This window comes from Ferrimonas sp. YIN67, assembly GCF_057219095.1.
In genome coordinates this window covers 391,770-416,740 of the sequence record NZ_JBXVVJ010000002.1, presented here as the reverse complement: position 1 = coordinate 416,740, position 24,971 = coordinate 391,770, and the positions used below count along the sequence as shown (strand labels likewise).

Annotated in this window: 20 protein-coding genes; 16 read left to right on the top strand and 4 right to left on the bottom strand. The window is 56.5% G+C overall.

Annotation, left to right across the window (positions count from 1 at the left end; genetic code table 11):
* The first annotated feature begins 8 nt into the window (after positions 1-8).
* The 4 genes from tmk (at position 9) to AC2D8U_RS05470 (ending at position 2,727) form a co-directional block, all read left to right on the top strand.
* Positions 9-617, top strand: a complete 609-nt coding sequence (tmk, locus tag AC2D8U_RS05485; protein WP_484618048.1) for a dTMP kinase — start codon at positions 9-11, stop codon at positions 615-617.
* A gap of 5 nt (positions 618-622) precedes the next feature.
* Positions 623-1,537, top strand: a complete 915-nt coding sequence (gene holB / locus AC2D8U_RS05480) for a DNA polymerase III subunit delta' (protein WP_484618386.1) — start codon at positions 623-625, stop codon at positions 1,535-1,537.
* A gap of 21 nt (positions 1,538-1,558) precedes the next feature.
* On the top strand, positions 1,559-1,885 hold the full coding sequence (locus tag AC2D8U_RS05475) for a PilZ domain-containing protein (protein ID WP_484618047.1): 327 nt from the start codon (positions 1,559-1,561) through the stop codon (positions 1,883-1,885).
* A 77-nt stretch (positions 1,886-1,962) separates the two neighbouring features.
* Entirely contained in the window at positions 1,963-2,727 is a 765-nt protein-coding gene (locus AC2D8U_RS05470; protein ID WP_484618046.1) for a TatD family hydrolase, read from the top strand.
* Between the two features lie 258 nt (positions 2,728-2,985).
* Here AC2D8U_RS05470 and rsmF read toward each other — a convergent pair whose 3' ends face one another.
* Positions 2,986-4,395 (bottom strand): 16S rRNA (cytosine(1407)-C(5))-methyltransferase RsmF, encoded by a 1,410-nt coding sequence (gene rsmF / locus AC2D8U_RS05465; protein ID WP_484618045.1) that lies wholly within the window; start codon positions 4,393-4,395, stop codon positions 2,986-2,988.
* Between the two features lie 73 nt (positions 4,396-4,468).
* Here rsmF and AC2D8U_RS05460 point away from each other — a divergent pair, with 73 nt between their 5' ends.
* The gene (locus AC2D8U_RS05460) at positions 4,469-5,695 is read left to right on the top strand and encodes a nucleoside recognition domain-containing protein (protein WP_484618044.1); all 1,227 of its coding nucleotides are present in this window, start codon (positions 4,469-4,471) and stop codon (positions 5,693-5,695) included.
* Between the two features lie 583 nt (positions 5,696-6,278).
* Complete coding sequence (locus AC2D8U_RS05455; RefSeq protein WP_484618043.1) at positions 6,279-7,667, top strand: GGDEF domain-containing protein; 1,389 nt, start codon at positions 6,279-6,281, stop codon at positions 7,665-7,667.
* Positions 7,668-8,030: 363 nt separating this feature from the next.
* On the opposite strand, the gene AC2D8U_RS05450 is transcribed toward AC2D8U_RS05455, so the two are convergent.
* The 3 genes from AC2D8U_RS05450 to AC2D8U_RS05440 are packed head-to-tail and all read right to left on the bottom strand — an operon-like array spanning position 8,031 to position 11,813.
* The gene (locus AC2D8U_RS05450; RefSeq protein ID WP_484618042.1) at positions 8,031-10,628 is read right to left on the bottom strand and encodes an MlaD family protein; all 2,598 of its coding nucleotides are present in this window, start codon (positions 10,626-10,628) and stop codon (positions 8,031-8,033) included.
* Positions 10,625-11,224, bottom strand: a complete 600-nt coding sequence (locus tag AC2D8U_RS05445; protein WP_484618041.1) for a paraquat-inducible protein A — start codon at positions 11,222-11,224, stop codon at positions 10,625-10,627. The genes AC2D8U_RS05450 and AC2D8U_RS05445 overlap by 4 nt, the downstream gene beginning before the upstream one ends.
* Positions 11,202-11,813, bottom strand: a complete 612-nt coding sequence (locus AC2D8U_RS05440; RefSeq protein ID WP_484618040.1) for a paraquat-inducible protein A — start codon at positions 11,811-11,813, stop codon at positions 11,202-11,204. The genes AC2D8U_RS05445 and AC2D8U_RS05440 overlap by 23 nt, the downstream gene beginning before the upstream one ends.
* 187 nt (positions 11,814-12,000) lie before the next feature.
* On the opposite strand from AC2D8U_RS05440, the gene AC2D8U_RS05435 reads away from it, so the two are divergent.
* The 10 genes from AC2D8U_RS05435 to AC2D8U_RS05390 all read left to right on the top strand — a co-directional run bounded on the left by AC2D8U_RS05435 (position 12,001) and on the right by AC2D8U_RS05390 (position 24,966).
* A complete protein-coding gene (locus AC2D8U_RS05435) occupies positions 12,001-12,477 on the top strand; it encodes a GAF domain-containing protein (protein WP_484618039.1) in 477 nt (158 codons plus the stop codon).
* Positions 12,474-12,773, top strand: a complete 300-nt coding sequence (locus AC2D8U_RS05430) for a hypothetical protein (protein WP_484618038.1) — start codon at positions 12,474-12,476, stop codon at positions 12,771-12,773. The genes AC2D8U_RS05435 and AC2D8U_RS05430 overlap by 4 nt, the downstream gene beginning before the upstream one ends.
* A complete protein-coding gene (gene proQ, locus AC2D8U_RS05425; protein WP_484618037.1) occupies positions 12,763-13,437 on the top strand; it encodes an RNA chaperone ProQ in 675 nt (224 codons plus the stop codon). The genes AC2D8U_RS05430 and proQ overlap by 11 nt, the downstream gene beginning before the upstream one ends.
* A 33-nt stretch (positions 13,438-13,470) precedes the next feature.
* Positions 13,471-15,510, top strand: coding sequence for a carboxy terminal-processing peptidase (gene prc, locus AC2D8U_RS05420; protein ID WP_484618036.1), 2,040 nt, complete (start codon positions 13,471-13,473; stop codon positions 15,508-15,510).
* Positions 15,511-15,639: 129 nt separating this feature from the next.
* The gene (locus tag AC2D8U_RS05415; RefSeq protein ID WP_484618035.1) at positions 15,640-17,013 is read left to right on the top strand and encodes a sodium-dependent transporter; all 1,374 of its coding nucleotides are present in this window, start codon (positions 15,640-15,642) and stop codon (positions 17,011-17,013) included.
* A gap of 173 nt (positions 17,014-17,186) precedes the next feature.
* On the top strand, positions 17,187-19,790 hold the full coding sequence (gene pepN / locus AC2D8U_RS05410; RefSeq protein WP_484618034.1) for an aminopeptidase N: 2,604 nt from the start codon (positions 17,187-17,189) through the stop codon (positions 19,788-19,790).
* A gap of 41 nt (positions 19,791-19,831) precedes the next feature.
* Positions 19,832-20,053: a DUF2835 family protein gene (locus tag AC2D8U_RS05405; RefSeq protein WP_484618033.1), complete on the top strand. Its 222-nt coding sequence runs from the start codon at positions 19,832-19,834 to the stop codon at positions 20,051-20,053.
* 305 nt (positions 20,054-20,358) lie between these two features.
* Positions 20,359-22,530 carry a DUF1302 domain-containing protein gene (locus tag AC2D8U_RS05400; RefSeq protein WP_484618032.1) on the top strand — a complete coding sequence of 724 codons (2,172 nt, stop codon included), beginning with the start codon at positions 20,359-20,361 and terminating at the stop codon, positions 22,528-22,530.
* Positions 22,531-22,540: 10 nt separating this feature from the next.
* Positions 22,541-23,905: a DUF1329 domain-containing protein gene (locus AC2D8U_RS05395; RefSeq protein WP_484618031.1), complete on the top strand. Its 1,365-nt coding sequence runs from the start codon at positions 22,541-22,543 to the stop codon at positions 23,903-23,905.
* 44 nt (positions 23,906-23,949) lie between these two features.
* Positions 23,950-24,966 carry a WD40/YVTN/BNR-like repeat-containing protein gene (locus AC2D8U_RS05390; protein WP_484618030.1) on the top strand — a complete coding sequence of 339 codons (1,017 nt, stop codon included), beginning with the start codon at positions 23,950-23,952 and terminating at the stop codon, positions 24,964-24,966.
* Positions 24,967-24,971 lie beyond the last annotated feature (5 nt).

The following is a 24,971-nucleotide window of genomic DNA, read 5'->3' as shown; positions in this document are numbered from 1 at the left end:
GCAACGGCATGTTTATTGTGATTGAAGGGTTGGAGGGTGCCGGTAAGAGCAGCGCCGTGGCCCTGGTCAACCAGATCCTTGAAGCGCGCTTTCCCGGGCGTGAGATCGTCAACACTCGTGAGCCGGGAGGCACGCCTCTGGCCGAAGAGATCCGCGCCATCTGGAAAGCCCCGCGGGAAGAGGCGATGGCACCGATGACCGAGTTGTTGATGGTCTATGCCTGTCGTGCCCAATTGGTGGAAACCGTGATCAAGCCCGCTCTGGATCGTGGGGCCATCGTGCTGGGGGATCGTCATGATCTGAGTTCCCAGGCCTACCAAGGGGGAGGTCGGGGTCTCGCCGAGCAGGTCTCGGCCCTGTCGTCCATTACTTTGGGGCAGTTTAAGCCGACCCTGACCCTGTACCTGGACATCGATCCGGCCATCGGTCTGGCCCGGGCTCGTGCCCGGGGTGAGCTGGATCGGATTGAGCTGGAGCAGCTGGACTTTTTCCAGCGAGCCCGAGCCTGTTACCGTCAGGCGGCCGACGCGGATCCTACCATCATGACCATCGACGCTTCACAGCCTATGGATGAGGTGCATGGGGCGATCCGCCGTGCATTGGAGTCGGCACTGTGACGTCAATGCTGCCTTGGCTGGCTCCGGCCTGGTCGCAATGGCAAAACAGTCGCAGGGCCGGCCGCCTTGGCCATGCCCTGCTGCTGCATGGTGGGGAGGGCCTGGGTCTGGAGTCCCTGGGCGACAGCATGGCTGCCCAGTTGCTGTGTCAAACCGGGGATCATTGTGGTGTCTGTAAGAGTTGCCTGTTGTTGGCCAGCGAGCACCACCCCGATAAACTGGTACTGAGACCGGATGGCCAGCAGATCAAGGTCGACGCGGTGCGTGCCCTGAGTGATGTCCTCACTGGGACCGCGCATCAGGGCGGGGCTCGGGTGGTGTTGATCCATCAGGCTGAACGGATGAACCCGGCGGCCGCCAATGCCCTGCTGAAGACCCTTGAGGAGCCAATGCCCGGGGTCTACCTGATCCTGATCAGCCATTCGCCCCAAAGTCTGCTGGCCACTATCGCCAGTCGATGCCAGAGGATCGCCGTCGCGAATGCGAGCCAGGCGCAGTTGAAAGCCTATCTGGGAGAGCAGGCGTCCGAGCTGGATGACTGGCCCTATTGGCAACGTCTGCTAGGGGGCCCCTTAAATCTTAAGAACGGGTTGGACGAAGGGGAGGTGGCGCAGATCCGACAATGGCGAGGTGCTTGGCGCGAAAGCATCCGCCGGGGCCTCCTTTTGCCTGAGTTCGCCAAGGTACCTGCGGAAAAAAGTGCCTTGTTGTTGAAAGTGCTGTATTTTGAGTTAATGTGGCGATCGCGCAGTAAAACGGCGGTCAGTGCGGTGATCTACCCCGTACTGCCTGAACTGATGGAGCAGATCCAGTGGTTTGAACGTCAGGCCGGCATTAATCAGGGTGCGATCTTTCAGCGTCTGATCAGCCAACTTCATGACAGACTCTATGGGGGGGCTCCCCTTAAGACTCAGCCTTAAGCTGCAGTGACAGGGACGACTATGCAGGTACTCGAAGCGCAATTTGATACAACGACCCAGTTATACCGGGCCTACATGCCTTTTATCCAGCATGGGGGCCTGTTTTTCGTCACCAGCCGGGAGTACGCCCTGGGTGAACGGTTGGCGGCGCGCTACAGCCTGCCGGGCAGTGAAAACTGGTATCCCTTCGAAGGTGTTGTGGTTTGGTGTAATCCCCTGGGCTCAAGCGGGGGCCGCCCACCTGGGGTAGGCTTGAGTTTTGGTGTAGCGGATAACCCCCATAAGGTCCGCATCGAGAAACTGCTGAGCGGCGAGACCCGTGGCGAACAGATGACCTCCACCATGTGAGCCAAACGGCGAAGCTAGATCCCAGCCCAATTTGGGTTTACCCTGTGCCGCTGATCCAACCTTAGCGGAATATAAGCGTGTTAATTGACTCCCACTGCCACCTCGATCGTCTGGTCGAGGGTGATGATCCCCAACAGCTAGAACCCTTACTGCAGCAGGCCCGAGATCGAGGCGTGAAGAAGATGCTGTGCGTATCGGTTAGCCAGGCCGGCTATCCTAGGATGCGAGATCTGGTCGCCCCCTTTGACGATGTCGTGATCTCCTGTGGGATCCATCCACTGGATGTGCAGGATGGCTATGATCAGGCCTGGCTGGCGGAGCAGGCGCGGGACAGCAAGGTAGTGGCGCTGGGAGAAACCGGGCTGGATTACTACTACAGCAAAGATACGGTGGCATTGCAGCAACAGGCGTTTGCCGATCATATCGCGCTTTCCAAGGTGCTGGATAAGCCGGTGATCATCCATACTCGGGATGCCCGAGAGGACACCATCGGTGTTTTGCGTGATTGCGGCGCTGAGCACGGGGTGCTCCACTGCTTTACCGAAAACTGGGAGATGGCCAAGGCGGCGCTGGATCTGGGGATGCACATATCCATCTCGGGGATCGTGACCTTCCGCAACGCCGAGGCGCTGCGAGAGGTGGTGCGTAAGCTGCCTCTTGACCGCCTTCTGGTTGAGACAGATGCGCCTTACCTGGCGCCGGTACCCTATCGGGGCAAAACCAATCAGCCCGCCTATGTTCATGAAGTGGCGCAGTTTGTTGCCGATCTGAAACAGGTGCGCTTTGATGAGCTGGTGCGGATCACCGGTGACAACTTTCAACGTCTGTTTAAGCTGGCCTGAACCGACGGCATCGCCAACGCACGCGAAAGCTTAGCGCTCGCTGTGCCGACGGAAGCACAAAGGCCCGCGCCATTTGGCGCGGGCCTTTGTCTCTGAGATCAGGGCGAAAAAAAAGCCCGCAACGATTCCGGTGTCACAGGCTTAGGGGAAGTGTCATGGTTGCCGGCTGCTGTCCGGTAACAAACACGAAGCATAGTCAAGAAAACCCATAATGGCGCACTTTTTGCCGTATTTTCCCCGGTGGGCCTCCAATCTGCGTCAGGCTGGACTGATCTTGTCCCGCACCAACTCTCTAGGCAGGGCATTTTTCAGTTTGCTGCCGACCCATTTGGCCAGGCCCAGGGGGTGTCCATCCAGGGTGACGATCACTTCCCCTTTGCGGCCCGTTTCTTCCCGCTTAACGTCTCTGCCCATGAGGAATTCACGGGCCTGATCCCGGGAGAGCGTGACGCCGTGTTTGGCGTCAAACGGCAGGGCCATCACCGCTTCATGCTGGGTCTTGAAGCCATGCTTGTGGCTCTCGGCCAGCTTTATGCCGAGGCGATTCATTCGGATCTTGCCGACTAATTGTTCCAGTGCCTCGGGGAACCACCATAACTCCTTATCCCTCTGCATCACTTGTCCCGCTGTCGGCAGCGACAGGCCGAGGGTGGCCAGATGATCGGCGAGGGCCTGCACCTCTTTATTCCTGGCCGGGGAAAAGGGGAAGTTCTTCAGTCGGGGCGGGGCATACTCCGCCTCAACAGAGCCGGTTTTACGGATCGCCGCGACGAAGAATCCCTCGGAGTCGTAGATCTGTGGCCAGATGTGCAGGAAGCCTTCTTCGGTCAGGGCCTTCTCGGCCCCGGGAAACAGCTTGCCCAGGGAAAGAAACTCGACCTGATCCGGATAGAGGGATTGCAAGTGCTGGCATACCGCCTGGTTCTCTTCGCTGAGCAGGGTACAGGTGGAGTAGACCAGGGTACCGCCGGGCTTTAGGGCGACAAAGGCGGACTGGATCAGGGTCTTTTGCACCGCGGCGATCTGCGCGATCGCCTCCGGACTCCAGTTGTCCATGGCCCCCGGATCTTTGCGCACCGTTCCTTCGCCGGAGCAGGGCGCGTCCAGCAGGATGGCGTCGAACTGTTCCGGCAGAGTCGGGCCAAACACCTTGCCATCATAGTGGGTCAGGGAAACGTTGCGCACGCCCAGACGCTGCATATTGGCTGACAGGCTCTTGAGTCGACTGGAGGAGTACTCGTTAGCCAGCAGCACCCCCTGGTTGTTCATCAACGCGGCCATCTGGCTGGTCTTGGAGCCTGGTGCGGAAGCGACATCCAGCACCATCTCGGGGTCCTGGATCAGGGAGAAGAGGGCAGAGGGCGGCATCATGGAGGAGGCTTCCTGGATGTAAAACAGGCCCGCCAGGTGTTCGGGGGTGTTGCCCAGCTGATGCTCATCCTGATCCCGTTCCAGCCAGAAGCCGGTGTCACACCAGGGGATGGGATCCAGTTTCCAGCCCTGTTGCGCCATGCGCGCAGCAAAGGGTTCGACACCGATCTTCAGGGTGTTGACCCGGATCGATTTTCTCAGCGGCTGGCGACTGATGGAAACAAAGTCGTCAAGGCTCAGATGGGCAGGTAAGATGGCCTTAATGCTGTCGAGAAAAGCCTGGGGAAACTGGACCATGGTTCGGTTCCTGAAGGAAAAAAGCGGCCGCAACTATAGCACATGGGTTTGGGTTCACGCAGGGAGCATTGCCGTGTTAAACCGGGTTTGGGCCGCATTTTTTATCATCTCGGCCATCGGCTGCCTGGCCCAGTGGGGCATGGGCGATCCGGGCGTCTTTGCCCGCTGGGTGGAGCAACTCTTTGCCATGGCGACCCTAGCCGTGGAGATCGGGATCGGCCTGGCCGGTGTGATGGCGATGTGGATGGGCCTGATGCAGATAGGTGAGCGTTGCGGCCTGATCGACGCCCTGGCCCGAGGGTTAACGCCGCTGTTTGCCCGCCTGATGCCGGAGATCCCCCGGGGCCATCAGGCCCTGGGCTCGGTGACCATGAACCTGTCGGCTAACGCCCTGGGGCTGGATAACGCCGCCACCCCCATGGGGATCCGGGCGATGGAGCAGATGCAGGCGCTCAACCCCAAACCGGAGCAGGCCTCCAACGCCCAGATCCTGTTTCTGGTGCTCAACACCTCCTCGGTGACCCTGTTTCCCATCGCCGTACTGCTCTACCGGGCCCAGCAGGGGGCCGCCCATCCCGCCGATGTGTTTATCCCCATCCTGCTGGCGACCACTGCCTCGACCCTGACCGGATTGCTGATCACTTGTCTGGTGCAGCGGATCCGCCTGTGGGACAGGGTTCTGCTCCTGTGGTTTGGCGGTGGGCTGGCTCTACTCACTGCGCTGATCGCCAACCTGGCGGCCTACACCAGCAGCCAGTTACAGGCGTTCTCCACCCTGTGGAGCAACTTTGCCCTGTTTGCCCTGATCATGACGATATTGATCGCCGGTGCCTGGCGCCGGGTGGCGCTGTTTGATGAGTTTGTCGAGGGCGCCAAGGCCGGCCTGCACACCACGGTGCGCTTGATCCCCTATCTGGTGGCCATGTTGCTGGCCATCGGTAGCCTGCGCGCTTCCGGCGTGTTGGATGGCGCATTGGCGGGGATCCGCTATCTGGTGGAGTCTCTGGGCTGGGACACTCGTTTTGTCGAAGCCCTGCCCACGGCCATGATGAAACCCTTCAGCGGCAGCGGGGCTCGGGCCATGATGCTGGAAACCTTGTCCAGCGAAGGGGCGGACTCCTTTGCAGGCCGCCTGGCCTCGGTGTTCCAGGGCTCCACGGAAACCACCTTCTATGTGCTGGCCGTCTACTTTGGTGCGGTGGGGATCCGCCGGACCCGCCATGCCATCCCCTGTGGCCTGGCCGCCGATCTGGCCGGGATCCTGGCCGCCATCGCCGTGGCCTACTGGTTCTTCGGTTAAGTGCCACGGCCGGTAGCAGGGTTTTCTTAGGGGCAGAGGGAGTGTTCTTTAGTCTGACCACAGGGCGCCTTCCTGAGCGGGATGCTCTGGCGTTATTCGATGTCAGAGCATCCAACAAAGGTTGATTGTCGAAGGAGGTTACCGGGAATGGTCTCGGCCTGTGGGAAACTAAGCCTTGGCGATCGCGCGCTCTATATTTCTATGCCTGATTCGGGGAAGCTGACATGACTCAGTTTGGACCTCTAAATTCAGTCCTGGCAGACTGGGTAGCCCTGTACTATGTTACTGGTTGATAACCTTACAAACAATGCGTGATATTTGGGTAGTTGACTATCGTGCGATTGTGAAAGCATAAGATGTTACATCAGTGTAACAAGGGTTGCATGATAGCTTTCACACAGCCACCTGGTGTTGGAACAGTCGTCTATGCCCAACGTTTAGTCGTTAATTATGATGAGATATGCGTACTCCTTTGAGATATACAGTGTCACTATATGCGATCACAAAATAAGTATGTAAAGGTGTAATGGTTGTAGAGGAGTCTTTGTTATTTAGTTGGAAATATTAGACTGGTTGGATAGATATGGATATCGAGAAAGCAAAGTCTATTGGTTTAAATGGCTTCAGTCGGTTTAGTTACATTGCACAGGCTTTAGCAGCTGTCATTTTGTTGTTTATGTTGATACTCACCTATGAAATGATAGGTGTTCAAAGTGAACTCAAACAAAGTGAAGTGAACAGATATCTTTCGATTGATTTAGTACATGAGTTATTTCAATCTTCAGAAGACCTTACGCGTATGGCCAGATCATATGTATCAACTGGCGATCCGGTATATAAAAGGACGTATTTCGATATATTGAAAATTAGAAATGGGGAGATGCCAAGACCGAAGGATTATAATGCTATCTATTGGCATCTCAATCTACATGGTGATGATATTTTTACTTATGATTATGAGGACAAGCCCGTTTCTTTAAAAAACTTGATGAAAGCAGCACAATTTACTGATACGGAGATGGGACATTTAAGTGTTTCACAGGGAAATTCAGATGCGCTGGTTTTACTTGAAGAAAAAGCCTTTGAGATTGTTGATGAGCTAACAACGGAAAGTATTGGAGCAATCGAATTCTATAAGAAGCGTAGCAATGCGTTAAACCTTTTATATGGTCAAAGGTATGCAGAAGCAAAGCACAATATTATGCTTCCAATTAAACTTGTCATCGATAGTGTCGAGAAACGATCTGCAAGGGAATTGAAGAAACACCAAGCACAGCTTAATGATTACATGGATATCATGTGGGTTGTTATCGTGATCTCTATCTTTGGCGTGTTCTATACTTCACTTTATACCGCTAGAAATTTCGTTACCCCTTTAGCTAGGCTGTCTCAAACGGATCCATTGACAGGCTTGTTAAACCGAAGGCGTTTCAAGGAGTTGGCTGAAAATGAACTGGCCCGAGCCCAACGTACTGGTCGTCCGTTATCAATCATCATGCTTGATATCGATTATTTCAAGAAAATCAATGACGAATATGGACACGATATTGGCGACAAAGTTCTTGTGAAGTTATCCAAGTTGCTTTTGAAAAATATTCGTGAAATTGATATGTTATGCCGTTGGGGAGGAGAGGAGTTTGTTGTTCTTTTGTTGGAATCCGATAGTGAAACGGGAGATGTGGTCTCTGAAAGAATTAGGCGTTCCGTCGAGGAGACTGCTATCTACGTCAAAGGTCATCCTCCGATCAAACTAACTGTGTCTATTGGCCTTGCTACACTAAAAAATGATTTAGATGACTTGGATGAATTTATAAAGTCAGTAGACAATATGCTTTATCAGTCAAAGAGGACTGGACGAAACAAAGTCTCCACGGGTCACTCTGATATTGTTAGTTTATCAAAGAAAAATGAAATTACGGAAGGAAATAAAACGACCGAAGTCATTAGGAGCTTTGATAGTATTGGCAGTTAATAGGAATGACTGCTAACGTCAACTTTTGAAATATTTCTTAAAACAAAAGTAATTATATACATGAGTCATGCCACTCCGGGTGATTTCGACCTCTAATCGCAATTTGGGGCACAACCGGTAAGGGTCTTCGCGACAATAGTGCATACAGGATAATTTGTTATTAATGATTTGTTTCCTGTTTGTGGCGATACCTTCAGTGTGCCGTTCTGATCTGGGTAAAGACAAGTGCTTCCATTTGATGTTTCTCTTTTGCTGTTGGTGAGTCATCAGCCCCGAGATCATGATCCTAATACGTTGTGAGAAAATAATTTGGATCCTGTAGGAGAAGAAAACGGCCCTTGAAGGGCCGTTTGTGGTTGGGGGTTAGAACTTGGGCTGCCACTGCAGCCAGGCGGCCTCGACCCTGGGTTGAAGGGGCAGGCGTTCGCCATCCTCCAACAGGTTGCTCTCGTCTGTGGTCGCCTGAGTGGCGAAGGCGATGCCGCCGGCAAGGATGGTCTCCAGGGACTCGGCGTTGATCTGGGCACCGGAGAAGATCCCCACATCCACGTTCAGGCCTGAGGCGTTCCAGAAGCGGCTGCTGCGGTTGACCAGGTGTTGGTGTTCGTTTTGCAGCTGGATCTCGATATCCACCGAGGCGCCATCGTTCGCGAGATGGGTCTGAACCACTTCGCCCACCTTGATCTGGCGGTAAAGAACCGGGCTGCCGATGGAGAGGGAGCCCAGACTTGGCTGGTTCAGCACCAGGCGCAGGCCATCGCCATAGGGCAGGGCGGTGGGCGCCTCGCTGGCCACGCGAAACTCGGACGCGGGTGTGGCATCATCGCCGGGCAGCGCGCCGATGTGGTTACCCAGCAGCAGGGTCTCGGCATTGCGCACGCCGTTGAGGCCGATCTGGGCGGCGATCAGGAAAAAGCGGCTGTCCTGGAGCAGGAAACGCTCGGCCCAGCGGGGATCCAGTCGGGCTTCAAGCCTTTGATAGGCAAGGTCGTCAGTCAGGGTGACCGAATCGATCTGGCCGATGGCATGACCGCGATAGCGGATCTCGGCGCCCGCCCTGATGCTGTCTTTACTGCTGAGGTAGAGGGTGAGTGGGCTGGTACCGAACAGGGCCGCGTGGCGATCCGGATGGATCTGGCGGTCATTGGGTATGCCCATCTGCCCTGGGTCCTTGGGGTGGTCAAAGCTGAGGCCACCTCGCAGCAGGGTGGTCAGTGGGCTGGCTTGGACCGAGATCCCGGCCAGGGAGCCGTCGATCTTGACGCCGCTGTGATGCCAGAACCGTGTATTGGTATGAAGCAGGTGACGGTAGCGCCCTTCGATAGCCAGGGTAACAATGAGTTCATCACCCGTGAGATCGATCGACTCTACCTTACCCACTTCCAGCTCCCGGTGCAGCACGGCGGCACCGGCGCTGAGTCCCTCCAGGGTTTCGGTCTTAAGGGTGATGTGCACCGGCGGTCGCTGGGTCGCTTCCTCCTGACTGTTGGCCAGATCAAAGGTGTGCTGAGCGGGAGCCGCTTTACCTTGGCCACCGAGGAAGGCGATCCCGCCGCTGAGCAGATCGGTGAGCGGCCCGGTTTTTACCGAGAGTTTGGCGAGATCGGCCTGGACCGAGATCGCCGACTGATGCCAGAACCGGCTCTGTGTCGTGACCCGCTGATCATGGGGTGCCTGGATCCAGATCCGGCTCTCAACACCCTCGTCGGTCAGTTGGAACCCCAGCACTTCGCCAACCGCGACCCCACGATAACGCACCGGCGTTCCGGCGCTGATCCCCGCCAGTTCGGCATGTTGCAGGCGAAACTCCCGTCCTTCGCCTCTTGCCGGCTCCGGACTGAGCTTAAACTGGGTTTGCGGGGCCCCTTGGCCCGGCGAAAGGCGGATAAAGTCACCGAATACCAGGGTATTGAGATCCTCAACCCCGGACAGTCCGATCGTCGCGCTGACCTGGCTGAAACGGCTGCCCTGACGAAGCAGGTGCTGATACTGAGGAGCGATCTGGGCCTGGAACTCGACCCCTTCGGGGAGGAGCTCTATCTGGGTCAGCTTGCCCAGCTCCAGCCCGCGGTAGCGGATGGGGCTACCCACTCTAAGCCCCTTGGCACTGTCGGCAGTCAGGGTGATGATCAGCTTGGCCTCGGCGTCGTCGCTACTGTCGTACAGGGTGAAACGGCGATTATTGTCAACCACCTCTCCGTCGGCAGGAGAGGAGAAGGTGATCCCGCCGGCGAGCAGACTGGCCAGGCTTTCCAGCTCCACCTTGACGCCTTCGAGGCTGGCCTCCACGTTGGCACCTGAGGTATGCCAGAAACGACTGTTGTGCCGGATCAGGCTGCGATACTGGGGCTCGATCTCGGCATCGAAGATCACCTCCTGGGCGTCTTTATCCAGCTGGAAGTTGATGATCTCGCCCACCTTGACCTGATGAAAGTAGATCCCGCTGCCGATGCTCAGGGAGCCCCGTTTGGGAGCGATAAACTGCAGTGGCAGGCCATCCATCACCCGGGCCGTCACCGGGGGCTCTATCACTCCGGTAAAGTGGCTGCGCTTGGGACCCTCGCCGGGTGCCATGGCGATGTAGTTACCGGAAAACAGGGCATCGAGATCTTCGAAGCCGGTCAGGGAAGCTTTTGGGGTGACCACCCAGAAGACGGTTTCCTTGCGCAACAGGTTATCCACGCTGTGGTGCATATTGATGGAGACCAGGACGCTCTTCTGATCGGAAGCCAGTTTAACCCCTCTGACCTGGCCCACCACGATCCCCTGGTAGCGTACCAGGGTCTTGTTCGCTTCGATGCCATTGGCACTGGGGAAGGTCACCTCGATATTGGTGCCTCGCTCCAGGATGTAGCTGTAGAGCAGCCAGGCCCCAAGAATGAACGCCAGCACTGGAAGGATCCAGATGGGAGAGAGGCTTTTTTTACGATGAACGTTTGGATGGTGAAGTTCTGAGGTCATGATGCGTGTTCCAGATCCCAAAGCAGACGGGGATCGAGGGCTTTGGCTGACAGTTGGGTGAAGATGATCACCAGGGCGAAATAGGTGGCGGCGGGGGCCGGTTTGGCATGGAGCAACTGCCCCATATTGATCAGGCTGGCCATGATGGAGATCACAAACAGATCCAGCATGGACCAGCGGCCAATAAATTCGATGATGTGGTAATAGGCACTGAGCCGTTTATGTGGCATGGGCAGGCGAAGGCTGATGGTCGTCAGGATCAACAGTAGGCCGACCACCTTGGCAGCGGGTACCGCCACCGAGGCGATAAAGACGATGATGGCGATAAAGGCCATGTCACTATCCACCAGCGACAGGATCCCGGTATAGATGGTGTCATAGCTGGTTACGCCCTGGTTGGTCAGTTGGGTAATGGGCAGAGCATTGGCCGGAAACAGCAGGATCGCCGCCGTGATCAGAAGCGCCCAGCTGTGTTGCAGACTGTTAGGTCGGCGCCGATGCAGGGGACTTTGACAACGGGGGCAGTGAGACGCCATGGCTGTTGTCAGTCCGCAGCCTCGACAGAGGCACAGATCAGTTTGGGTGTCGTTGCTCATAATGTCGCCACATCACTTGCGAGTTGTACTCGTATTGAACATAAAACGTTATGATAAACAGTAATGTATAGCATAACGTGCCCCAGCCATAGGTCAGATCAGCGATATCGGTCAGTTTAAAAATGGAGACCAGCAGGCTGATCATGTAGATCTCCACCATGCTGAGTTCGTTGAGCATCTTGTGGTTCAGCAGTAGACGTCGAAGCAGTCCGGGGGAACGTCCGCTGCGCAGCAGGTAGATCTGCAGGAGGATCGACACCAGCAGAAGGAGCGGCGCTAGGATCCCGGTGAGGATCACGGCGATCCCCACCAGCCAGTAGCCTTGCTCCAGCACTGTGATGGCACCGTGTAACACTGTGGTGTTGCGAAGGTTTCCGACAAGGTCCACATTGAGCAGGGGGATCAGGTTGGCCGGGAAATAGATCAGTAGAGCGGTCAGTGTCAGCGCGGTCAGGCCAGCGATATCACAAAAAGGCTGATCGTAGATCTTGCTGCTGCAGCGCGGGCAGTGGGCCCGAAGGCCGCTGGGCAGGGCGCGCATTCGGATCTGGGCGTCACAGATCGGACACAGGACGGATGGGTTTGGCAAGCGGATCCCTTCTCAAAGTTGGTCCCTTTAAACAGTAGCTTATCCTAACATTTCTGAACTGCTGCTGATACGTTCGGTCGTTTTGGCCAGAAAGCCGCCAGCAAACCCCTCCCAGGGCCCATTTACCTTGACTCTGAGACAGTGAAATGGGTTAATGTCAGGCTGATTATTATTCTAAGTTTCCACCATGTCATCTGCACAATTTAAAGAGTATGGGGTGCTGGCCGAACAGGCTCGTTGCCTGATGGAGGGCGAGCGGAATCTGGTTGCCAATCTGTCCAATCTCTCCGCCTTGATTTACCACAACTTGGATCGGGTTAACTGGGCCGGCTTTTACCTGATGGAAGGTAAAGAGCAGTTGGTGCTTGGCCCTTTTCAGGGTCAGGTGGCCTGTGTGCGGATCCCCGTTGGTAAAGGTGTGTGTGGAACGGCGGTCGCAACCGGCGAAGATCAGCTGGTTACCGATGTACACAGTTTCCCCGGCCACATCGCCTGCGATGCGGCCAGCCAGTCCGAAGTGGTGTTGCCTATTCGAGTGAACGGCGAGATCATCGGGGTATTGGACATTGACAGTCCGGTACTGGCGCGCTTTGACCAGGATGACTTGAACGGCCTGCGGGGCGTCGTTGACGTATTGCAGAGCCAACTGGAGCAACAGGCGTGAAAGAACACGTAGATATCCACACTTACCTGATGGAACCATCGGAAGTCGGTGAGTGGGAAGGCGAGGAGGTTCTCGCCGCAGAAAATCTCAATCGTATGTACCATGCCGTATACGATAGGGCTGATGACGATATCGACACCATCCTGTTAGAGGAGATGTTGGAGTCGATTTGGCTTGATTGGCAATACAACCCTCAACTCGTTGAGTTGGATGACGAAATGATTGAAACCTTCGTCGAAGCACTATTTATCCATTTTGACCCCGAACAGGGCCAGGAAGAGTTTGATGACCACTGAACAAAACACCACCCCAGAAACCACCGAGAAGTTGAAAGACATTAAGGAAGTTCTAGCCTACCTGGCCGAGCGTTTTCCCGCCTGTTTTTCCCTGGAAGGTGACGCAAAACCGTTAAAGATCGGCCTGTTCCAGGAGCTTGCAGAGCGCCTGGAAGGGGACGAGAAGGTCAGCAAGACTCAACTGCGCCAGGCCATTCGCCGTTACACCAACAGCTGGCGCTACTTGCGTGCCGCCAAGCCTGGGGCGGTTCGGGTTGATCTTGATGGCAACGACTGTGGTGAGCTGGATGCCGAACATATTGAGCATGCCCAGAAAACCCTGAAAGAGAGCCAGGACCGCGCCAAGGCGCAGCGTCAGGCTAAAGAGGGCAACAAAGAGGCCAAGACTGGTAAAGAGCAGGCTCGACGTCGTCCTGCCCGTGCAGAACGTGCCGAGAAAGCGAAACCCGCTAAGCTTAACAAACAAAAAGTTGATCAAGCCCGGAACCAGCCGCGCCTTGAGAAAGTCTCATCAGATAAGCTCAGCGCTGATCAAACCGTTATGGTCAAGCTGGGGCGTACCCCGGCCAAGGGCGTGATCGTTGACATCAACAAAGACGATGTGATGGTTCGCCTGGAATCCGGTCTGACCGTTAAGGTTAAAGTCGACCACATCCGCGTTTAAGCCTCGGATTGTGTCACAAGGAGTTGCGAGTAGATGATAAAGAGAACCCTATCTGCCTTGATCGCCGGTGTGCTGCTGAGCACCTCGGTGATGGCAGAGACTTCGGCGCTTACGCTTGACGACCTGCCAAAACTCCAACAGGAGTCACAGCATAAAGTCGCCAGCAAGCGGATCACGGATCTGTTCACACGCTCGCATTATCGTCAAGTCAGTTTCGATCAGGCCTTCTCTCAGCAGGCCTTCGATCGCTACCTGCAGCAGCTGGACTTTAACCGGTCTATCCTGTTGGCCGACGATGTGGCTAAGTTTGACTCACTTTCCGAGCGCTTTGTTGTCCAGGTCAACAAGGGCGATCTCGAACAGGCCTATGACCTGTTCGTACTGTCGATGCAGCGGCGATTTGAACGTTTGCAGTACGCCCTGTCCCTGCTGGAAGAGGAGATCACCTTCGATCAGGAGGGTGACAAGTACTACTTCGATCGTGAAGAGGCCGCCTGGCCCAAAACTGAGGCAGAGCTGGATGAGCTGTGGCGTCAACGGGTCAAGTATGATGCGTTGAACCTGGCGATGACCGGCAAGGAGTGGGATGAGATCCAGTCCATGCTGACCAAGCGTTACAATAACGCCATCAAACGTCTGACTCAGACTCAGAGTGAAGATGTCTTCCAGTCGGTGATGAACGCCTTTGCCTACACGGTTGAACCTCACACCAGTTATCTTTCGCCACGTAACGCGGATCGTTTTCAGCAGGAGATGAACCTCTCTCTTGAGGGGATCGGAGCTGTGCTGATGATGAACGATGACTACACGGTGATCCGTTCTTTGGTGACCGGTGGCCCGGCTGATCGTCAGGGCGAACTCAAACCGGATGACCGCATTATCGGTGTGGGCCAGTCCGGTAAAGAGATCGTCGATGTGATCGGTTGGCGCCTGGACGACGTGGTGGAGCTGATCAAGGGACCCAAGGATACTGTGGTGACCCTGGAGATCTTGGCGGCCAAGGACGGTAATAATGCCCGTGCCCGCACCATAGAGATCACCCGTGACAAGGTGCGCCTCGAGGACCGCGCGGTAAAATCCGAGGTGCTGGATATTGATCAGGGTAATGGCCAGGCACGCCGCCTGGGCGTGATCAATATTCCGAGCTTTTACATGAACATCAGCCAGGACGTCCTGACTGAGTTGGTGAAACTCGAGTCGGAAAGTGTTGAAGGGATCATCATTGATCTGCGCGGTAACGGTGGGGGCGCCCTGAGTGAGGCCAGCCTGCTGTCCGGGCTGTTTATCCGCCAGGGTCCTGTGGTCCAGATCCGGGATCAGCGTGGACGCATCACGGTGAACGGCGATAGCGATGGCAAGTTGGCTTACGACGGTCCCTTGACTGTGCTGGTCGATCGCTACAGTGCGTCTGCTTCCGAGATCTTCGCCGCTGCGATGCAGGATTATGGCCGTGCTCTGGTACTGGGAGAGCAGACCTTTGGCAAGGGCACGGTGCAGCAGCATCGGCAGCTAGGCCGGATCTACGATCTGTATGACAAGCCTATGGGCAATGTCACCTACACCATTGCGAAGTTCTACCGGATCAATGGTGGCAGTACCCAGCTTAAGGGGGTGATGCCGGATCTCCAGTTCCCTAGCTATGTGGTGGACGGTGAGTTTGGCGAATCTCAGGAGAAGAACGCCTTGCCGTGGGACAGTGTGCCACGGGCCCGTTACGGTACTCTCAACCGGATCGACGCTAAGATGTTGGCGCAGTTGGAACAGCGTCATCACAATCGGATCGGCGATGAGATGGAGTTCTCCATGCTCAAAGACGACATCCAGCGTTACCGGGAGAACAAGGATCGTCAGTGGGTCTCCCTGGTGTTGGCTGAGCGCCGTGCCGAGGAGCAGGAAGACGATGATCGGGCGCTAGAGAGACTGAACCTGCGGCGCCAGCTGCAAGGGATGCCTGCCGTCGAGGAGTTGGCGGATGCGGATGAGATGGAGTTGCCCGACTATCTGCTGGACGAAGCCGGTGCCATCACCTTGGATATGGTGGACTGGACCTTGACGGCCAAACAGCAAGATTGATCTTAAACCCTTTGATCTAAAAACAAAAAGCGTCGCCTTAGGGCGGCGCTTTTTTGTTCGCTTCGCTTGCGGTCGGGGGAGCCTGGGTGTAGAACAGGAAAGGGTCTGCAAGGAATAACAGGACGTGATATGAGCCAAAACAGGGTCACCCATGCCCGTTGGTCGAGTCGTTTCAGCTATGTGCTCGCGGCAACGGGAGCCGCCGTCGGACTGGGTAACATCTGGAAGTTTCCCTATATCATGGGGGAGAACGGAGGCGGCGCTTTTGTCCTGGTTTATCTGCTGTGCATCGTGTTGATCGGGATCCCTGTGATGATGGGGGAGGTGATGATCGGCAAATTCGGTCGCCAGGCCCCGGCCCGCAGTGCCCATCTGATGGCCGAGGCGTCCGGTGCCAGGGGGTATTGGGCTGCGGTGGGGTGGTTCGGTGTCTTGGCGGGTTTTTTGATCCTCAGTTTTTATGTGGTGATCGCCGGTTGGGCGCTGGCTTATACCTATTTTGGTTTTACCGGTCGTTTTACCGGCTTGGATCCACAGCAGATCCAGCAGGTGTTCGGCGAACTGAACGCCGATCCCAAGCCGCTGATGGGCTGGAGCGGGATCCTGTTGCTCACTACGGTGATGGTAGTAGGTAAGGGGGTACGGGAGGGGCTGGAGCGAGCAGTAAACTGGATGATACCTGTGCTCTTTGTCTTGTTGGTCATCATGGTGGTGTATGCCGCAAACCGGGGAGACTTTGGCCAGGCGTTTTCCTTCATGTTTAATGCCGATTTCTCCAAATTAACCTGGCAGGGGGTGCTCATTGCCCTGGGCCACAGCTTCTTTACCCTCTCCCTGGCCTCCGGGATCATGACCATGTATGGCGCCTATCTGCCCGAGGGGACTTCGTTGATCAAGACCTCGGTGTGGATCGCCTTTATGGATACCCTGGTGGCGGTGATGGCGGGGCTGGCGATCTATCCCATTGTCTTTGGCCATGGACTGGAGCCCGGTGCCGGGCCCGGGTTGATCTTTATCACTCTGCCCATCGCCTTTGCCGAGATGCCTTTTGGTGCCCTGTTTGGAGGGTTATTTTTCTTGATGTTGGTGGTGGCGGCACTGACCTCGGCGCTGGCGTTGATCGAGTCGTCGGTTGCCTGGTTGGTGGAACGCCGAGGCTTTCATCGAATGAGGGCGGCTCTGACTGCCGGGACCGGGATCTGGCTGGTTAGCCTGTTGACCATCTTTTCTCTTACCGGCTCGGATTGGGCGACATTCCAATTTGGTGAAGGGACGGTGACCCTGTTTGATGGCCTCGATTTCCTTACCTCCAGCCTGATGCTGCCATTAGGAGGACTGATCACCTCGATATTTGTCGGTTATGTCGTCAGCAAGGGGATCAGCTGTCGCACCCTGGATACCTATCCGGCTCTGTACAAACTGTGGCGCCTGTGTGTGCGTTATATCGCGCCCGTCGCCATCGCCATGGTGTTCCTGCAACTCTCAGGATTGATCGATCTTTAATCTTACCTAGGTCGCGTTGTTGGTACGAGAACCTCGGTCAGTACAAAGAGTGAGCAGTTGCGTTGGCCTAGGGTTTCGTGTCCTGTTCGCCCTTTATTCGCTTGATATACTCAATGCCGTAATTGGACCGGCCTCGGGTCGGCCTCGCCTGTAAAGTAAGGAGACTGCAACCGATGCAGGAAATACTCGCCAAGCGGCGGTGCGACTACCGTGCGCCAGAATACACCATTGAAACCGTATCTCTCGATGTCCAGTTGGATGACCATGCAACCCTGGTTACCGCTCGTTCTCTGGTACGCCGCTGTGATCCAAACGCGAAGGTGCTGATCCTTGATGGGGAGCAATTGGAACTGGTTTCAGTTGCCATTGATGACCAGGCGCTGACGGTCGAGCAATACCAGTGTGAAGGGACCCAACTGGCTGTCGATGTGGACAAGGAAGAGTTTGAGCTGGTTATAGTGACCCGGATCGATCCGGCCAACAACACGGCGCTGGAAGGTTTGTATAAGTCCGGAGGTGCTTTCTGCACCCAGTGTGAGGCGGAAGGGTTCCGTCGTATTACCTATTTCCTTGATCGGCCCGATGTGCTGGCCCGTTACACCACACGGATCGAGGCGGACAAGGCGGCTTACCCGTATCTGCTGGCCAATGGCAACAAGGTTGCCGAAGGCGAGCTGGAAGGGGGCCGCCACTTCTGTCAGTGGGAAGATCCCTTCCCCAAGCCCAGTTACCTGTTTGCCCTGGTGGCGGGCGATTTTGATCTGCTGTCCGATCACTACACCACGGCCAGCGGTCGAAAGGTGGCTCTGGAGCTGTTTGTGGATCGTGGCAACCGGGAACGGGGCCAGCATGCCATGGCATCCCTCAAGCGAGCGATGCGCTGGGATGAGGAGCGGTTTAGCCTCGAGTACGATCTCGATATCTATATGATCGTTGCCGTGGACTTCTTCAACATGGGGGCGATGGAGAACAAGGGATTGAACGTGTTCAACTCCAAGGCGGTGCTGGCCGATCCCCAGACCGCCACTGATGACGAATACCACCGCATCGAATCCATCATTGGCCATGAGTATTTTCATAACTGGACCGGTAACCGGGTGACCTGTCGTGACTGGTTCCAGCTGAGTCTGAAAGAGGGGTTAACCGTCTTTCGGGATCAGGAGTTCTCCGCCGATATGGGCTCCCCCGTGCTCAATCGGATCCTGGCGGTAAAGACCATCCGTAATCATCAATTTGCCGAGGACGCCGGTCCCATGGCTCACCCGATCCGGCCGGATCAGGTGATAGAGATGAACAACTTCTACACCGTGACCGTGTACGACAAGGGCGCGGAGGTGATCCGCATGATGCATACCCTGCTGGGGGAGGAGAAGTTCCAGGCCGGGATGCGCTGCTATTTTGAGCGTCATGACGGTCAGGCGGTGACCTGTGATGATTTTGTCGCCGCCATGGAATCCGCCAGCGGAGTGGATCTGACTCAGTTCCGTCTCTGGTATAGCCAATCCGGCACGCCGGTGGTGACCGCCACTGAGCAGTATGATCCCGAGGCGAAAACTTTTAGTCTGACGCTGAGCCAGCACACGCCGGCCACCGCAGATCAACCTGGCAAGCAGCCATTGCACATCCCGGTTGCTGTGCAGCTGCTCGACATCGAAGGACGGGATCTGCCGCTGATCCAGCAGGGTAAGACTGTCTCTCCTGTGCTGGATCTGACTGAGTCCGAACAAACCTGGGTGTTTGAGCAGATCGAGGGCCCTGTGGTGGCCTCTGTGCTCGATAACTTCTCGGCCCCGGTCAAGTTGGTTCAGTCCTTGGAAGAGCGCGAATTGGCGCTGCTGATCGCCCATGCGGGGAATGATTTTGCCCGCTGGGATGCCAGCCAGCGCCTGTTGTCCCAGCAGATCTTCGCCCTGCAATCGGGCGATCAGACGGCCCTGACCCCTGTGCTGATCGACGCATTGCGCGCCGTATTGTTAGCGCCGGATCTGGATCCGGCCCTGGTGGCCCAGATCCTGACGTTGCCCGCCGAGGCCGCCTTGGCTCAGGAACGGCCCGGACTGGATCCGGAAACCCTCTATCAGGCGCGGCGTGAGGCGCTGGGCCAGCTGGGTCATGAACTGGAAGATGAGTTGATGGCCCGTTACCGCAGCTGTTGTCGAGCCCAATACAGTGACAGCGCGGAAGCTGTGGCAGATCGGGCCCTGAAGAACGCCTGCTTGTTGCTGCTGGCGTACGGTGGTAAAGCGGTGACCGAGCACTTGTGCGTCGAGCAATTCCACCAGGCCGACAACATGACCGATACCCTGGCGGCCCTCAACGCCCTCAACCAATCAGGGATGCCTGCTGGCAAGGCCTGTTTGGCGGCGTTTGAGACCCAGTGGCGCGATCAACCCCTGGTGATGGATAAGTGGTTCAGTCAGGTGGCCACGGGCAGTGGCACCCAGGTGCTGGAGCGGATCCGCAGCGCCATGGCGCACCCCGCCTTTGATCTCTCCAACCCCAACCGGGTTCGTGCCCTGATCGGCGCCTTTGCCTCGGCCAATCGCCGTGCCTTCCATCTCGAAGATGGCAGCGGCTACCAGTTTCTGACTGATCAGCTGATTGAGCTTAATGGGATCAACCCTCAGTGTGCGGCTCGCATCATGACGCCTCTGATGGAGTGGAAAGAGCAGGAGCCGGGCCGGCAGGCCTTGATGAAGGCACAACTGGAGCGTTTGGCTGCGCTGCCGGATCTCAGCCGAGACCTCTACGAAAAAGTGAGTAAATCCCTTCACTAACTGCATTGGGAGTCGGGGGGCAATCGCCCCCCAAGTTTGTCATGGCCAGTTACCGTTTTCATCTTGCCATCAGTTGGCTAGAGTTTTCCCGCTACTACCAGGGGGGGGCCCAGGTGGTGATCTGTCGGGACACTCAGGGCAGGGTTCTGCATATCCACCCCAGGCATTTTCGGCCTTTCCTCAATGCCAGTGGCGTCCGAGGCTGGTTCATCCTGACGTTAAGCCCGTCCGGTGAGTTGGTTGAACTGCTAAGAGAAGGCTAGATTAGAGTAAAAGCTTAAAACGCACATCTCTCTGGTAGGAATCGAACTGCCGCCTGCCACATCTGTAAATACTCTGCTAAATCAATGCTATGGGTCCTGGTTGGGGCATCTGTCACCGTTCAGGCCTTTCCGATTCAAATTGGATAATTCAAATGAGTGTTTGAATTGTATCTAACTTCCTAAAATCAAAGTTGTTTTGACGTTTGTCGTGGTTGCGAGTTGCTCTCGGATGCGTTAACAATGTGGTAATCCTGCGCTCCAGGGTTCTAAACAACCACAACCATCAGGGAAGGGAGAAAGGCGCAATGATCGCAAGTGGATGCCGCTTTCGACGGTCCGTTCTGGCTGCCAGCATCACGACGGTGCTGGCCGCTCCGGCTCAGGCTGTTTCGTTTCAATGGGGAGAGATCCAGGGAAGCTTTGATTCCACCTGGACGGTGGGCGCCGCCTGGCGCGTTGAAGATCGCAATCTGGATAAGATCGCTAAGAGTAATCGTTTTGCCTGGCCCGATGATTATGGTTTTGTTGTGCAAAACGGTATGGTCGCGGGTTTTAACAATGGTGGCTATACGTCGGCTGAGCTGTTTCAGCTGCCGGGCTCCTATTCTGCCAATGGCGATCTGGCCAACATGCTTTACGACAAGGGCGACACCTTTACCGAGCTGTTTAAGGGGTTGCATGAACTGGAGCTGGTCTATGACAACATGGGCGTATTCCTCCGAGGCATGTATTTTTACGATAACAAACTAAAAAACGGCAGTTTTGATTATCGAAACCCGATGACAGGGGCTGAGTTTGATGTCTGTGAAGACAATAAAGCCAGCGAGTATGCGTGCTCGGATCTGCGCTTGCTGGACGCTTACTTCTTTGCCGAGTGGGACTTGGGCCAGATGCCTTTCTCCTTCCGAGTCGGTGAGCAGGTGGTCAGCTGGGGGGAGAGCACCCTGATCTCCCACGGGATCAACAGCATCAATCCGGTGGATCTGGCGCGTCTGCAGGCGCCGGGCGCTGAGCTTAAAGAGGCGTTCATTCCCGTTGGCATGGTGTGGGGCAGTCTGGGGATCACCGAGAATTTTACCCTGGAGGCCTTCTACCAGTATCGCTGGGAGGAGACGCGCTTACCGGTTACCGGTACCTACTTCTCCAGTAATGATTTCGCCGGTGCCGGTGGCTATGTCAACAACGCCCAGTTGGGCTTTACCTCCAACCCGGATATTACCCTGGATCACTTGATTGGCGAGTACAACTTGCTGGCTTCGACGGCGGCCGGAGCCTTTGCCCAGGCGGGGCAGGATTTGTCGGCGCAGCGGGCGGCAGTGGCTCAGCTTGCCCCCCTGGCCCTGGCCTATCCCACCAAGACGACCCTGATCGACCACGAGGTGGAGCCGGATGATCAGGGCCAATATGGTATCAAGCTGAGCTACTTTTCCCCGGCACTCAATGATACAGAATTCGGCCTCTACTACATGAACTACCACAGCCGCCGGCCCCTGATCTCCGGTAAGGCCGCGGACTTTACCAGTGGGGCCCTTGGTGCCGATCTACAAACCCTGGCGGGGATCGCCGCCAGCGGCCAAGCGGTCGATCGACAGGATCTGCTCAATTTGCGCAGCACCTCCAAGGCGGTGATCGAGTATCCGGAAGATATCAAGTTGTATGGTGTCTCCTTCAATACCACGGTGGGGGAAACCTCGGTGGCGGGGGAGATCGCCTACCGCCAGGATGAACCCCTGCAGATCGACGATGTTGAGCTGCTGTTTGCCGCCATGCCCGAGCAGCTGAACCTGGCCGGGATCAAAGGAGTGCAGGACGGTACGATACCGGTTAATGAATACGAGGTTTTTGACGGCCTGTCTCAGTTCCAGGCGGGGACGCGCAGCTGTGAGGGCTTTGATCAAGCGGTGAATGCGGGTTTATGCCCCGGCGAATCGGGCCGGGGATTTGTCCTGACCGACTCCACTCAGGCCCAAATGACCTTTACCCACATCTTCGGGCCCACCCTGGGCAGTGACAACTTCCTGATGCTGGCGGAGGTTGGTGGTGTCTGGTTGCACGACATGCCAGCCCATTCGGTGTTGAGGTTGAACGGGCCAGGGACAGAACGCGCCGGGCTTGAGGGGCGGGAAGAGAATGCCGGGGTGTTGACCATCATTCACAACGGTCCCGAAGAGGATGACTTCCCAACCGACAATGCCTGGGGCTATCGCCTTGTTGGTAAGGCGGATTTCAACAACGTCCTGTGGGGCTGGAATCTCTCTCCTCGGGTGGTGTTTTCCCATGATGTTAACGGCACCACGCCGGATCCCCTGTTTCTCTTTGTCGAGCAACGTAAGTCAGCATCGATAACCCTGTCTGCGGATTACCTGAGTACCTGGTCGATGGATCTGAGTTACAACGCCTTCTGGGGAGGAAAGGGGTCAACCAATTCATTGGAGGACAAGGATTTTGTCTCTTTCAACATCAAGTTCTCGATCTGAGGGGAAAGCAATGAACAAGATCACTCTGATCGCATCGGCTCTGAGCCTGACACTGGCCAGTGGGGCCGCTCTTGCCAAGGTGACCGCCGAGCAGGCGGCCCGCCTGGGCGAGACCTTGACGCCCATGGGGGCCGAGATGGCGGGTAATGCCGACGGCTCGATCCCCGCCTGGACCGGCGGGATCACCCAACTCCCCGCCTCCTACGAAAAGGGTAAGTTTCACGCCGATCCCTATGGTGGTGAACAGCCGTTGGCGACGATCACCAGTGCCAACCTGGCCGAGCATGAACGCTTCCTGACCCCAGGGGTGAAGGAGATGTTCGCTCGATACCCGGAGAGTTTCCGAATTAAACTCTATCCCACTCACCGCAGTGCTTCCTACCCGCAATTTATCTATGACGCGACGGTCGCCAATGCGACGACGGCGGAGTTGGTCCCCAGTGGCAATGGCATCGTCGGCGCGTCCGTGGGGGCGCCGTTCCCCATCCCGCAAAACGGGCTGGAGGCGATCTGGAACCATATTCTGCGCTACCGTGGTGCCACCGCTGAGATCCAGCGTAACCAGGCTGCGCCCACGCCGTCGGGCAAGTTCACCTTGGTGGAAACCCATGAGCAGATCCAATTTCTCTATAACATCCCGGGAACGGATCCGGCGGTGCTGGCCAAAGATAATCTGCTGTTTTACTTCAAGCAGGTGGTGACCGCACCGTCGCGACTGGCGGGCACGGCCCTGTTGGTCCATGAGACCATGGATCAAAGCACCAAGCCCCGCCAGGCCTGGACCTATAACACGGGACAGCGGCGTGTTCGGCGTGCGCCCAATGTGGCGTTTGACACGCCGGGAACCGCCTCGGACGGGCTGCGGACGACCGATGACTTTGATCTCTATAACGGCTCGCCACAGCGCTATGAATGGAGCCTCAAGGGAAAGCAGGAGATCTACATTCCCTATAACGATTACCGTTTGCACGGCAGTGATCTGAATTATGAGGATATCGTTCAGCCCGGGCACATCAACATGGATCTGGTTCGCTGGGAAAAGCATCGGGTCTGGGTGGTGGAAGCGACGCTCAAGGAGGGCGTGCGTCACCTGTATAAGAAGCGCACTTACTATCTGGATGAGGACAGCTGGCAGATCACCCTGGCCGATCTGTATGACAACCGGGATCAGATGTACCGGGTCGGAATGGCTCACACGGTGAACTATTACGAGCAACCCCTGGTCTGGACCACGCTGGAGGTGTTCTACGATCTCAACTCTCGCCGCTATCTGGCCATGGGGTTGGATAACCAGGGTAAGGTGGCCAATTTCGATGTCGAGTTGGCTCCCAAGGACTTTACCGCTAACGCACTGCGTCGCTCCGGGCGACGTTAAGACCACAGTTTAGGGTGCCTTCGGGCACCCTTTGGGATCTTCAAATGCAATTACTGACCTTAGCGGGAGTGCTAGTGGCGATGAGCGCCGGGGGCGCTGATCCCGGGGGCTCGGCACTGGCGCTGCCGGCTTACCCCGCGGCCAAAGCGGCACAGGCCCCGGTGTTGGATCTGATGCAGGGTAGGGAACGGATGCTTGCCGTTGGCGACCGAGGCCATATCTTGATTCAGCAAGGCAACGATTGGCAGCAGCTCGACAGTCCGACCCAGGCTCTGCTTACCGCCATCGATGGACGGGGGGAACAGTTTTGGGCGGTGGGTCATGATGCCACCATTCTTCATTCCGCCGATGGCGGCAGGAGTTGGCAGATCCGGTTGAGACAGCCGGAGAGAGACAAGCCGCTGCTGGATCTGCTGGCGCTTGATGCGCAGCAGATCCTGGCCGTCGGCGCCTATGGTCTGGTGTTTCGCAGCGCGGATGGCGGTGTGTCCTGGCACGAGGAGTTTCATGAAGAGCTGCTGTGGGAAGAGGACAGGGCCTACTTGGCGGAGATCCAGGCGGAGGATGAAGCCCTCTACCTGGATGAGCGCAGCGCCATGCTGCCCCACTTTAATCGGATCCGGCGGTTAGACGATGGCACCCTGGTCTTGCTGGGTGAACTGGGGCTGTATGCCGAGTCGGAAGACCAAGGCGAGCACTGGACGGTTACTGAGCCCTTCTATCCCGGCTCCCTCTATGATCTGCTCGAGACCCCGAAGGGCACTCTGCTCGCCGTGGGGCTAAGGGGAAACCTTTTTCGCAATGAGAAGGGCAGCGAGCACTGGCAAGCCATCGACAGTGGGATCGAAGGGACCATCAACCAATCGCTGCTCCTGACCGATGGTCGCATCGCCATGGTAGCCAACGGTGGTTATCTGCTGCTCAGTGAAGACGATGGACTGAGTTTTCGCCGTCATGAGATCGCCAAAGGCCAGGATCTGGTGGCGCTGGCTCAGGGCGTGGACGGACGTCTGGCGGTAGCCGGAGATGACGGAGTCTACTGGGTGGAACTCCCCAACTAGGATGA

Coding starts and splice junctions, on each gene's coding strand:
- tmk (WP_484618048.1), top strand. CDS start 9: ATGTTTATTGTGATTGAAGGGTTGGAGGGTGCCGGTAAGAGCAGCGCC.
- holB (WP_484618386.1), top strand. CDS start 623: ATGCTGCCTTGGCTGGCTCCGGCCTGGTCGCAATGGCAAAACAGTCGC.
- AC2D8U_RS05475 (WP_484618047.1), top strand. CDS start 1,559: ATGCAGGTACTCGAAGCGCAATTTGATACAACGACCCAGTTATACCGG.
- rsmF (WP_484618045.1), bottom strand. CDS start 4,395: ATGGTCCAGTTTCCCCAGGCTTTTCTCGACAGCATTAAGGCCATCTTA.
- AC2D8U_RS05455 (WP_484618043.1), top strand. CDS start 6,279: ATGGATATCGAGAAAGCAAAGTCTATTGGTTTAAATGGCTTCAGTCGG.
- AC2D8U_RS05450 (WP_484618042.1), bottom strand. CDS start 10,628: ATGACCTCAGAACTTCACCATCCAAACGTTCATCGTAAAAAAAGCCTC.
- AC2D8U_RS05445 (WP_484618041.1), bottom strand. CDS start 11,224: ATGAGCAACGACACCCAAACTGATCTGTGCCTCTGTCGAGGCTGCGGA.
- AC2D8U_RS05435 (WP_484618039.1), top strand. CDS start 12,001: ATGTCATCTGCACAATTTAAAGAGTATGGGGTGCTGGCCGAACAGGCT.
- proQ (WP_484618037.1), top strand. CDS start 12,763: ATGACCACTGAACAAAACACCACCCCAGAAACCACCGAGAAGTTGAAA.
- prc (WP_484618036.1), top strand. CDS start 13,471: ATGATAAAGAGAACCCTATCTGCCTTGATCGCCGGTGTGCTGCTGAGC.
- AC2D8U_RS05415 (WP_484618035.1), top strand. CDS start 15,640: ATGAGCCAAAACAGGGTCACCCATGCCCGTTGGTCGAGTCGTTTCAGC.
- pepN (WP_484618034.1), top strand. CDS start 17,187: ATGCAGGAAATACTCGCCAAGCGGCGGTGCGACTACCGTGCGCCAGAA.
- AC2D8U_RS05405 (WP_484618033.1), top strand. CDS start 19,832: ATGGCCAGTTACCGTTTTCATCTTGCCATCAGTTGGCTAGAGTTTTCC.
- AC2D8U_RS05400 (WP_484618032.1), top strand. CDS start 20,359: ATGATCGCAAGTGGATGCCGCTTTCGACGGTCCGTTCTGGCTGCCAGC.
- AC2D8U_RS05395 (WP_484618031.1), top strand. CDS start 22,541: ATGAACAAGATCACTCTGATCGCATCGGCTCTGAGCCTGACACTGGCC.
- AC2D8U_RS05390 (WP_484618030.1), top strand. CDS start 23,950: ATGCAATTACTGACCTTAGCGGGAGTGCTAGTGGCGATGAGCGCCGGG.